Raw genomic sequence first — 11,179 nt, 5'->3', positions numbered from 1 at the left:
ATTCGATTGATTTTGGCTATTATCTCGCGCGTTTTGGCGATTAATTCAGTTGTTCTGGCGATTATTTGCTTTGTGGATGCTTGTGATCCGGCTTTTGGCGATTATTCGATTGATTTTGGCTATTATCTCGCTCGTTTTGGCGATTAATTCAGCTGTTCTGGCGATTATTTGCTTTGTGGATGCTTGTTTTCCGGTAATTGTCTATTAATTGATTGATTTGGGCTATTATCTCGCTCGTTTTGGCAATTAATTCAGCTGTTCTGGCGATTATATGCTTTGTGAATGCATAATTTGGTCATAGAGACATTCTATGTTACTTTTTGCTATTGGTTTCTTTCATCCCGGCACATAGAACGGCTCTATGTTACCTTTCGCTAATGATCTTCTTTCGTTCGGGCACATAGAGCGCTTCTATGTTACCTTTTGCTAATGATTTTATTTCATTCGGGCACATAGAGCGGCTCTATGTTACCTTTCGCTAATGATCTTCTTTCGTTCAGGCACATAGAGCGCTTCTATGTTACCTTTTGCTAATGTTTTTCTTTCATCCGGGCACATAGAGCGGCTCTATGTTACCTTTTGCTAATGATTTTCTTTCATCCGGGAACATAGAGCGCTTCTATGTTACCTTTTGTTATTGATTTTCTTTCGTTCAGGCACATAGTGCATTTCTATGTTACCTTTTGCTATTGATTTTCTTTCATCCGGGCACATAGAGCGCTTCTATGTTACCTTTTGTTATTGATTTTCTTTCGTTCAGGCACATAGAGTGGCTCCTTTCCCATCCCAAACTGCCACTGATCAGCACCCCTACAACCTAAATATACCATCCACCATTCACCCGAATGATCTGCCCAGTAACGTAATCCGCCTGGCCGCTTATGTAGAACGCCACCATGTTGGCGACGTCGCGCGCTTCGCCCGCGCGTGCTAGAGGAATTTCTTCGAACACGCGAGATTTTTCTTCAGCTGATAAGTGGTTGTTCATTTCCGTTTCGATAAACCCTGGCGCAATCGCGTTCACACGGATACGATTATAAGCAACCTCTTTCGCGTAGGACTTTACGAATGAATGTTGCGCGCCTTTCACAGCAGAATAAACAGCTTCACCAGCAGACCCTGCCTCGCCCCAAATCGATCCGATAAATAAACAGTAACTTACTTCGTTCCCGCGCAATTTACCCGAAAGCAGCGCAAGCAAACGTATTGGGTTTTGCACATGAACATGCCATAGCTTATCCATTTCGTCCACAGGTGTATCTTCAATTAACCCATAATATGCGTGGCCGCTAGCAAAGACGACCGCGTTCAAACCAAAAATTTGTGGTGCCAACGTTTCCGCTCCACCAATATCCGTAAAATCTGACTGAACAGGAATAAACTCTTGATCCGCATAATCAAGAGTTAGTTCCTTCATCAAATGTTGAATTTTCTCAATACCTTGATTGTAGTGCAGATATAGCGACCAGCCATCCGCAGCAAGACGGCGACAGATCGCACTCCCAATCGCACCAGATGCCCCAAGTACAAGTGCATATTTCTTCATATTAAATTCGCTCGCTTAATAAAATTTGCGAAAGCACCGACTCAACATGCCGCGCTTTCGCACTCCAATAACAGTTACTACTTTCTTTCATTCATCGGCATAACCTTAAACACCGTCTGTTGGGATTCACCTAAAATCGTTCCAAACGCTTCCTTAATATCATCCACAGTTAACTTCTCAATCACTGGAACTGCATCAAACAGATTCATGTCATTAAATTTGTAACGCGTGAATTGATTCGCGATAAATTCAATCGAGTTCAGCGCACGAAGGAAGAAACCGATTTTCTTACGTTTAATACGCTCGATCGCTTCAGCCTTAAACACATCTTCTTTCTCGACTTTATTCACCTGCTCTAAAACCAGCTCCGCAAACTTATCAGGATCCGCACTGTCCGTTCCAATCAACGCAAACCCGAAGCCTTGCTCTAGAGAAAAATCGTATGCATAAGATTCATCGATTAATCCGCTTTCGTATACATTTGTATAGAAATCAGAAGCACGGCCGAATAAGCACTCTAACCCAATTTGAACGCTTAGCTCATGTTTCAGCATTTCATCGCCACTCAAATTCGATTCTTTTGCTTTTAAGCCAACGTACACTTTTGGCTTCTGAACATCCATTTTCATTTCGCGAGTTTTGTGCGCAACTTCTTTCGGTTCATCCTCCAAATGACGTTCGATTTCTGGCGCTTCTTTAAATTCTTTTTTACTTTGATTGTCTTTAATAAACCCAATCATCTCATCAGGATTTACCGCCCCAACTACAAATAACACCATGTTCGATGGATGGTAGAATGTGTTGTAGCAAGTGTATAAATGCTCTGCTGTAATTTTGTCGATTGATTCCTCAGTTCCAGCGATATCGATTTTCACCGGGTGGTTGTGGAACATGTTTTCAATCGTGCCAAAGTACACACGGTAATCAGGTTGGTCATTGTACATTTGAATTTCCTGACCAATGATGCCCTTTTCTTTATTCACGGTTTTTTCCGTGAAGTACGGCTCTTGCACGAAATTCAATAACGTTTCTGTGTTTTTCAACACGTTATCAGTAGAGGAGAATAAATACGCCGTCCGCGCAAACGTTGTGAATGCGTTCGCTGATGCACCATACTCACTAAATTGTTGGAATACATCGCCATGTTCTTTTTCGAACATTTTGTGCTCTAAAAAGTGGGCAATTCCATCAGGCACTGTAATCATTTCATTGCCATCAATTGGCTTAAATGTGCGATCCACAGAACCGTATTTCGTAGTAAATGTCACGTAAGTTTTTGAAAATCCTTTTTTCGGTAAAATATACACTGATAAACCGTTTGAAAGTTTTTCGTAATATAATGTTTCGTCGAGCTGTTTAAATTCAATTGTTTGCATCCTGCCCGCTCTCCTTCCCACTTAAGAAGTAAACTGCTTCAAGTTTTAGTTGAGAAGCCATCTCTTGAAGGTCTTCTTTCGTCACGTTTTTCCAGCGCTCTTTCCATGTATCGATCGAGAATTCTTCGCCTAAATCTTTATATTGGTCAAATATATCAATTTGCCCACGAGCAGAATCTAACGCTTCTTTTAACTGATTGCCAAGCATCGCTTTTGTTTGATTCATCTCAAGATCGGAAATTTCACCATTTTTCATCGCATCTAGCTGTTCTTCAATGACATCAATGGCTTTCTTTTCATTTGCCGGCTCAATCCCAGAAACAACATAAACAAGGCCATAGTGAGATGAATACGAACTTGAAGCATAATAAGCTAAACTTTCGCGCTCACGCACGTTCATGAAAATTTTAGAGTGGGCATAGCCACCAAATACACCGTTGAAAATTTGCATTTTAGGATAATCGTCATCGCCAAATTTCACAGGCGTACTGTAACCCATGTGCAATTTCCCTTGATTCATATCTTGTTTTTCATTCGTATATTCTTTTTCTGCCTTAGATTCCGGATAGTCTGGATACGGAATCGGTTCGCGGTCTTTGAACGTTAAAGCGTTTACAAGTTTCTCTTGAATTGCTTTTTCATCTACATCCCCAAGCACGTAAATATCGATTTTGTCTTCATTAATCATGGAATGATAAGCTTTTGTTAAGCTTTCTGGCGTAATATTTTTCACTTCATCAATCGACCCATTAGCTGAAATTGACGCTGGGTGATTTGGGCGAATAATTTGAGTAAGGCGTTGGTGTGCATAGCGCGTTTTATCATCAAAAATCGATTGAATACGTTGGATGACCATTTCCTTTTCACGTTCTACGATAGATGAAACGAATTGATCATTTTCAAAATTCGGGTTGAAAATCGCCGTTTGAATTAAATCAATGACGTCATCTAGCACTTTATTATCCGCTAAGTACTGGTCGTTTACTGTCTCAACGTTCAATACAACCGTGTGATCGTTAGCACGTTTTGATGCATCAAAATACATTACCGTTCCGTATAAATCATCTAAATAGCTGCGGAATTCAGCTGATTTTTTGAATTTGCCATTACTATGTTGCATCACGTTGGATAAGACCGAACGTTCTGCAGCATCCTTTACTGTTAGTGGCTTTCTCCACTTTATTGAAAAATTCACTGTTTTGAATTGTGTCGATTGTCGAATATGTAGCGAAACGCCCTTTGCAATCTCTATTGTTGAAAACAAAAAAATACCCCTTTCTGCTCTATCTTAAAAAATTTTCGCAACCGGCGAGCAATCGCCGAACTTTAAGGTTAATGAATGAATTCCATTATGCTAGAAAATAATTTTCCAACATCGCTAAAAAATAACAATTCATATCACTACTATACATGTCTTATTATGGTTTATGCAAAAATTAATATGTATAGGCTGTGCATTCTATTTATTTTATTCAAACTTCGCAAACTTACGCATAAGCGCATTAATTTATTTCTCATCAATTTCTAATCTAACTCTCCCGTTATCCTCATTTTGGTTGGATAGTATGGAACTATCAAATAACAAGGGAGTTATGAAAAATGAAAAAAATCGTTTTAGTACCAGCGCTAATCGGAGTTATGGGAATTGGAGGACTAATTGCAGTTGCAGGTAACAATACGTTTGAAGCAGCAAACATCGTAGAGGAACCAGTAAAATCATCAGAACAAGTTAGACTTTCTGTCGAAGAAATTGAGAAAAAAGCATTAGAGTTAGTAAATGGTGATGGCGCAGTTATTACGGATATTGAGTTTGAAAGCGAAGGCAAATGGAGTCATTTTGAAGTGGAAATTGTTACAAAAGAAGCTGAATATGAGCTGAAATTCGATGCTTTCACAGGTGAATTACTAGAAAAAGAAGTCGACCGACAAGACGACGATGATGATTATTATGAAGAAATTAATGACGATCGCTACGATGATTAATCAATACAAACACCTCCTTGCTCGATGTGAGTTTGGAGGTGTTTTATTTTATTCGATACCTTTTAATATATAAGGTATTGCAGATTTGATATATTCCTCAGGAGTTGCATCCTGGCTGTTTCTTCTCCATTCAACCGATGCGCCGTAAATCCCCCAACTTAACATAACTGCAGCGACTTTCAACGACTCATCTTCTTTTACTTGGTGTTGTTTTAGTAGCATTTTATATAGTAAAACTTCGAGTTGGTCGCGAATAATTCGAGCAATCGTATCCTCATACCCTCGATGGCACCTGTTCGATAATGACATTTGGAAATTCGTAATCGCTTTAAAGATGCTTGTAAGCGATTGTTCATTAATTTCCTCTTTTTCGTAGACTTCACTTTTAAGGTTTACTAATAACACTTCAGATAAAACTTTGTCGAGCAAATCATAAATATCCTCAAAATGATAATAAAACGTGGCCCGATTAATCATCGCTTCTGTTGTAATATCTTTGACCGTAATATCTTTAAATTCTTTTTTACCCGAAAGGTCTATAAAGGTGTCCATTATTAATTTTCTTGTACGAATAATTCGGGGGTCCGTTTTCACTTGATCCATCTTTTCGTTTCCCTCCTACATTTACAACAATTTTATTCTTGTGTTGGATATCCAACATAATTACCATTTTATTGGTTTTGATATGTTTTATTATCTACTAAACTTCAATTATAAGCTAAATAAATGCTTTATTTAACTAAGGAGGAGTTATTTATGGTGAAAATTGGAATTCTTACAGGAAGCACTCGTGACTCACGAGTAAACATTCAGGTGGCAGAGTGGGTAAAATCAATCGCTGACAAACGTGGCGATGCAGAATATGAATTAGTAGACATTAAAGATTACAACCTACCACGTTTCAACGAGCCAATCCCAGCGATCATGTCACAAGATTACGTAGCAAGAGAAGCACACGTATGGTCTGAGAAAATTAGTGAGCTTGATGGATTCATCTTCGTAACACCTGAATACAACAAAGGCGTTACATCTGGCTTAAAAGATGCAATCGACTATTTATATGTTGAGTGGAACAATAAAGCAGCAGGCGTTGTAAGTTACGGTTCTACATTAGGGGTAACTGCTACGAATGATTTACGTTTAATTTTAAGTGTTCCAAAAGTAGCTGTCGTTGGACCAAGTGTAGCGATGAGTTTGTTCACTGATTTCCAAGATATGCGCGAATTCAACCCAGCACCATTCCATGAGGATACATTGAATAAAGTACTGGATGATGTTGTGGCGTGGTCAACTGCGTTGAAGAGTGTGAGAGGTTTAGAAGTTAGTGTTTAGTGTGAGTTAGTGGTAATGGACTCCTTTGTTCTGATGAGCGAGGGAGTTTTTTTATTCTTATTGATCATCATGAGATAGTTCACTAGGATTTCCATCAGATTTATTTAATAGAAGCACAAGAAATTTTCCATGCAAACTAACCAGTTTTTGTCCCATTGAACGCTTCTACGAGACATTTTCCTTGAATTCCAACCCCGTTTTGTCCCATAGAATGCTTCTACGAGACGTTTCCCATAAATTCTAACCCAGTTTTGTCCCATAGAACGCTTCTACGAGACACTTCCCATGAATTCCAACCCCGTTTTGTCCCATAGAACGCTTCTACGAGACACTTTCCAAAAATCCAACCCAGTTTTGTCCCATAGAACGCTCCTACGAGACATTTTCCTTGAATTCCAACCCCGTTTTGTCCCATAGAATGCTTCTACGAGACGTTTCCCATAAATTCTAACCCAGTTTTGTCCCATAGAACGCTTCTAAGAGACACTTCCCATAAATTCCAACCCCGTTTTGTCCCATAGAACGCTTCTACGAGACACTTTCCAAAAATCCAACCCAGTTTTGTCCCATAGAACGCTCCTACGAGACATTTTCCTTGAATTCCAACCCCGTTTTGTCCCATAGAATGCTTCTACGAGACGTTTCCCATAAATTCTAACCCAGTTTTGTCCCATAGAACACTTCTACGAGACACTTCCCATGAATTCCAACCCCGTTTTGTCCCATAGAACGCTTCTACGAGACACTTCCCATGAATTCCAACCCCGTTTTGTCCCATAGAACGCTTCTACGAGACACTTTCCAAAAATCCAACCCAGTTTTGTCCCATAGAACGCTCCTACGAGACATTTTCCTTGAATTCCAACCCCGTTTTGTCCCATAGAATGCTTCTACGAGACGTTTCCCATAAATTCTAACCCAGTTTTGTCCCATAGAACGCTTCTACGAGACACTTCCCATGAATTCCAACCCCGTTTTGTCCCATAGAACGCTCCTACGAGACACTTTCCATGAATTCCAACCCCGTTTTGTCCCATAGAACGCTTCTACGAGACACTTTCCAAAAATCCAACCCCGTTTTGTCCCATAGAACGCTCCTACGAGACATTTTCCTTGAATTCTAACCCAGTTTTGTCCCATAGAACGCTCCTACGAGACGCTTCTTATGAGTTCCAACCCCGTTTTGTCCCATTGAACGCTTCTACGAGACATTTTACCAGTGATTCTATAAATTTTGTCTCGTAGATCGATTTTGCTAGACACTTTTTGGAAAATACAAAAAGCCACAACCCAATATACCATTGGGTTGCAGCTTTTATTTGAATAGAAATAGGTCATCCCCACCCGGGAATTACTATATCATCGTTTCCCCTTAATATAAGGCACACCACTTGCTTTTGGTGCGTTGGCTTTACCGATGAATCCAGCTAAAGCGATGATTGTTAATGCGTAAGGTAAAATCGCTAAGATCACTGGAGGGATATCTTTTACATATGGAATTGCGTTTCCTACTACGCTCAGTGATTGCGCTAGACCGAAGAATAACGCCGCGCCAAATGCGCCTAGTGGATGCCATTTCCCGAAGATCATTGCCGCTAGGGCCATGAATCCTTGACCACTAATTGTGGAAGCTGAGAAGTTCCCTGCGATTGCTTGGGCGAAGATAGCTCCCCCAATACCACCAAGAGCACCTGAAATTAATACAGCAATGTAACGCGTTTTCGCAACATTAATTCCCATTGTGTCTGCAGCCATTGGGTGTTCACCCACTGCACGAATACGTAATCCGAATGGCGTTTTATATAAAACAAACCATGCGATGAATACTACTGCAAAAGCAACAAATGTTGTTGCGTAAGCATCTTCAAAGAATAACGGTCCGATAAACGGAATATCCGATAAGTATGGTACATCAAAACGACTAAAACGTTGTTGAATTGAGTCTGTTTGACCTTTATCATAAATTAATTTTACGATAAATACTGCAGCCGCAAGACCTAACATATTAATGGCTACCCCAGAAACAGTTTGGTCAGCACGGAATGATACAGCCGCTACGGCTAAAATGGATGACATGATCATACCAAATACCATTGCAACAATTAATGCGATCCAAGGCGTTAACGTTCCGAATGAATCGACAAACGTTAAGTTAAAGATAATACTACTTGCTGCCCCGACGATCATAATTCCTTCAAGACCAATATTTACTACACCTGAACGTTCTGTAAATACGCCACCAATTGCCGTCATGATGATTGGAGCTGCATAAAATATAGCTGAAGGAATGATAAAATAAAGAACGTCTAAAAAGCTCATCTTATTTTACCTCCTTTTTCGATTTACCTGCACGATCAAGCAATAGTCTGATGACATAACCTGATGCAGCAAATAGAATGATAAGAGCGATTACGATAGACACGATTTCATTTGGTACACCGGCTTCGTTTGGCATATTAATACCACCATTTTTCAATGAACCAAATAAAACTGCGGCAAAGAATACGCCCACTGGTTGGTTGGCTCCTAACAAGGCAACGGCAATTCCGTCAAATCCAATACCTGAAAACGACGACATTGATGCAATATTTCCAAATGTACCTAATGCTTCCATTGCACCCGCTAACCCTGCAAATGCCCCTGAAATAACCATAGATAATACGATGTTTTTCTTAACGTTCATCCCTGCATATTCAGACGCATTTCGGTTAAATCCAACTGATTTTAACTCATAACCTAAAGTTGTTTTCTCTAAAATAAACCACATCACAAACACACCGATAATCGCGATAATGAATCCCCAGTGCATACGAGAATAATCTGTAAGTGATTGTAGGAATTCTGAACGTAATGATGCAGATTCATGTACTTTTGGTGTACGCTCTGCCCCACCTGTTACCGCTGCAATCAGAGGATTAATGGAACGTAGAGCGATATAGTTCATCATAATTGTTACGATAACTTCGTGCACACCTAGTCTTGCTTTTAGAATACCAGGAATAAATGCCCATGCAGCACCCACTAAAGCCGCTGCTAAAATCGCAACGGGTAAGTGAATAATCGTTGGTAAGTCCCATGCAAAACCTACATAAGCTGCTGCGAACCATCCCATGATTAATTGTCCTTCAACACCGATGTTGAAAAGACCCGTACGGAATGCAAAGGCAACCGCTAAACCTGAGAATACATAAGGAATGATTGTACGTACAGTTTCACCAAAGTTATAACTACTACCGAAAATACCATTCCATAAAGCTGTATAACCAGCAACGGGGTTGTAACCACTTATTAGCATGACGATTGCCCCGAAAATCAGACCTAAAATAATCGAAATAATTGGAACTAAAAAATTCTGAGTGCGGCTACTCATTATGCATCACCACCCTTTGATTGCTTAGATGACAACTCTTGTCCAGCCATCAATAAGCCTAATTCTTTTTCATTTGTTTCTCTTGGGAATACCGTATCAATAATTGCACCGTCATAAATAACAGCGATACGGTCCGAAACGTTCATAACTTCATCTAATTCAAATGAAATTAATAAAACCGCTTTACCTTTGTCACGTTGCTCGATTAAACGTTTGTGAATGTACTCAATAGCACCTACATCCAGTCCGCGCGTAGGAAGTGCAGCAATCAGTAAATCTGGATTTCGTGTAATTTCACGTCCGATAATTGCTTTTTGTTGGTTACCACCAGATAAAGAACGAGCTAAACTCATGTTACTTGCAGCACGAACGTCAAATTCTTTAATAATATCAGCAGCAATACCTCTTACCTTTTTATAGTCCATAATGCCGTTTTTTGAAAAAGGCTCTTTGTAATAAGTTTGAAGCGCAATATTATCGCTTATTGGGAAGTCCAATACTAGTCCGTGTTTATGTCTATCTTGAGGGATATGACCGATACCTGCTTCAGTAATTTTACGAGGTTTGAAACCAGTAATATCTTTGTTATTAAGCTCGACTTTACCGCTTTTCACTTTTCGCAAGCCCGTGATTGCTTCGATTAGTTCAGCCTGTCCATTTCCATCGATCCCAGCAATTCCTACGATTTCACCAGCTCTAACTTCTAAATTTAGCCCTTTTACTTTCTCGATGCCACGGTTATCAGCAACGACTAAATTTTCGACTTTTAAAACAACATCTTTTGGCTGAGCTTCTTTTTTCTCAGTTTTAAATGTAACTTGTCGACCAACCATCATTTCCGCAAGTTGTATAGGGTTAGTTTCAGAAGTTGTTACTGTACCAATTCCTTCCCCTTTACGAATAATCGTTACACGGTCAGATACGTCCATAATTTCTTGTAGCTTATGTGTAATTAAAATAATAGACTTACCTTCTTTAATAAGGAGTTTCATGATTTGGATAAGCTCTGTTATCTCTTGTGGAGTTAGTGATGCTGTTGGCTCGTCAAAGATTAAAATTTCCGCACCGCGGTATAATGTTTTAATAATCTCAACACGTTGTTGCATCCTTACGGAAATATCCTCGATTTTTGCATAAGGGTCAACATTCAGTCCGTAGCGTTCAGATAATTCTTGAACCTTTTTAGCAGCATCTTTAATGTTAATCGTACCGCCTCTTGTTGGTTCATGACCTAAGATAATGTTTTCTGTTACAGTAAAGTTTTCAACAAGCATAAAGTGCTGATGCACCATTCCGATTCCAAGTCTGTTTGCGACATTTGGATCAGTAATTTTTACTTCTTTTCCGTTTACTTTAATAATTCCAGCTTCAGGTTGATATAAACCAAAAAGTACGTTCATTAAAGTGGATTTTCCGGCACCATTTTCTCCTAATAATGCATGGATTTCTCCTTTTTTGAGTTGCAACGTAATATTGTTATTAGCTACAAAATCTCCAAATTGCTTTCGAATACCAAGCATCTCAATTACGTATTCCAACCTGTTCACTCCCAACTGTTTTAATAAATAAAAT

At 39.5% G+C, this 11,179-nt stretch carries 9 protein-coding genes; 2 read left to right on the top strand and 7 right to left on the bottom strand.

What is annotated here, in order from left to right; translation table 11 throughout:
• Positions 1-817: 817 nt before the first annotated feature.
• The 3 genes from ymfI to yfmF all read right to left on the bottom strand — a co-directional run bounded on the left by ymfI (position 818) and on the right by yfmF (position 4,186).
• A complete protein-coding gene (gene ymfI / locus CD29_RS17305; protein ID WP_036189745.1) occupies positions 818-1,546 on the bottom strand; it encodes an elongation factor P 5-aminopentanone reductase in 729 nt (242 codons plus the stop codon).
• A gap of 77 nt (positions 1,547-1,623) precedes the next feature.
• Complete coding sequence (gene yfmH, locus CD29_RS17300; RefSeq protein WP_036189743.1) at positions 1,624-2,922, bottom strand: EF-P 5-aminopentanol modification-associated protein YfmH; 1,299 nt, start codon at positions 2,920-2,922, stop codon at positions 1,624-1,626.
• The gene (gene yfmF / locus CD29_RS17295) at positions 2,909-4,186 is read right to left on the bottom strand and encodes an EF-P 5-aminopentanol modification-associated protein YfmF (RefSeq protein ID WP_036189741.1); all 1,278 of its coding nucleotides are present in this window, start codon (positions 4,184-4,186) and stop codon (positions 2,909-2,911) included. The genes yfmH and yfmF overlap by 14 nt, the downstream gene beginning before the upstream one ends.
• Positions 4,187-4,521: 335 nt before the next feature.
• Between yfmF and CD29_RS17290 the strand changes: the two genes are divergently transcribed.
• Positions 4,522-4,905, top strand: a complete 384-nt coding sequence (locus CD29_RS17290) for a PepSY domain-containing protein (protein ID WP_052124233.1) — start codon at positions 4,522-4,524, stop codon at positions 4,903-4,905.
• 48 nt (positions 4,906-4,953) lie between these two features.
• Here CD29_RS17290 and CD29_RS17285 read toward each other — a convergent pair whose 3' ends face one another.
• Positions 4,954-5,508, bottom strand: a complete 555-nt coding sequence (locus tag CD29_RS17285; protein WP_036189739.1) for a TetR/AcrR family transcriptional regulator — start codon at positions 5,506-5,508, stop codon at positions 4,954-4,956.
• A 153-nt stretch (positions 5,509-5,661) separates the two neighbouring features.
• Here CD29_RS17285 and CD29_RS17280 point away from each other — a divergent pair, with 153 nt between their 5' ends.
• Positions 5,662-6,237, top strand: a complete 576-nt coding sequence (locus tag CD29_RS17280; protein WP_036189737.1) for an NADPH-dependent FMN reductase — start codon at positions 5,662-5,664, stop codon at positions 6,235-6,237.
• A gap of 1,359 nt (positions 6,238-7,596) precedes the next feature.
• Here CD29_RS17280 and CD29_RS17255 read toward each other — a convergent pair.
• From CD29_RS17255 to CD29_RS17245, 3 genes are read right to left on the bottom strand one after another with little or no spacing between them, the layout of a single operon-like run.
• Entirely contained in the window at positions 7,597-8,556 is a 960-nt protein-coding gene (locus tag CD29_RS17255; RefSeq protein ID WP_036189726.1) for an ABC transporter permease, read from the bottom strand.
• Position 8,557: 1 nt separating this feature from the next.
• Positions 8,558-9,607 carry an ABC transporter permease gene (locus tag CD29_RS17250; RefSeq protein WP_036189724.1) on the bottom strand — a complete coding sequence of 350 codons (1,050 nt, stop codon included), beginning with the start codon at positions 9,605-9,607 and terminating at the stop codon, positions 8,558-8,560.
• Positions 9,607-11,145 carry an ABC transporter ATP-binding protein gene (locus CD29_RS17245; protein ID WP_036189722.1) on the bottom strand — a complete coding sequence of 513 codons (1,539 nt, stop codon included), beginning with the start codon at positions 11,143-11,145 and terminating at the stop codon, positions 9,607-9,609. Before CD29_RS17245 ends, CD29_RS17250 begins: the two co-directional genes overlap by 1 nt.
• Positions 11,146-11,179: the final 34 nt, after the last annotated feature.

This window comes from Ureibacillus manganicus DSM 26584, assembly GCF_000772945.1.
GTDB lineage: Bacteria > Bacillota > Bacilli > Bacillales_A > Planococcaceae > Ureibacillus > Ureibacillus manganicus.
This window is presented reverse-complemented; position numbering and strand designations above follow the sequence as displayed.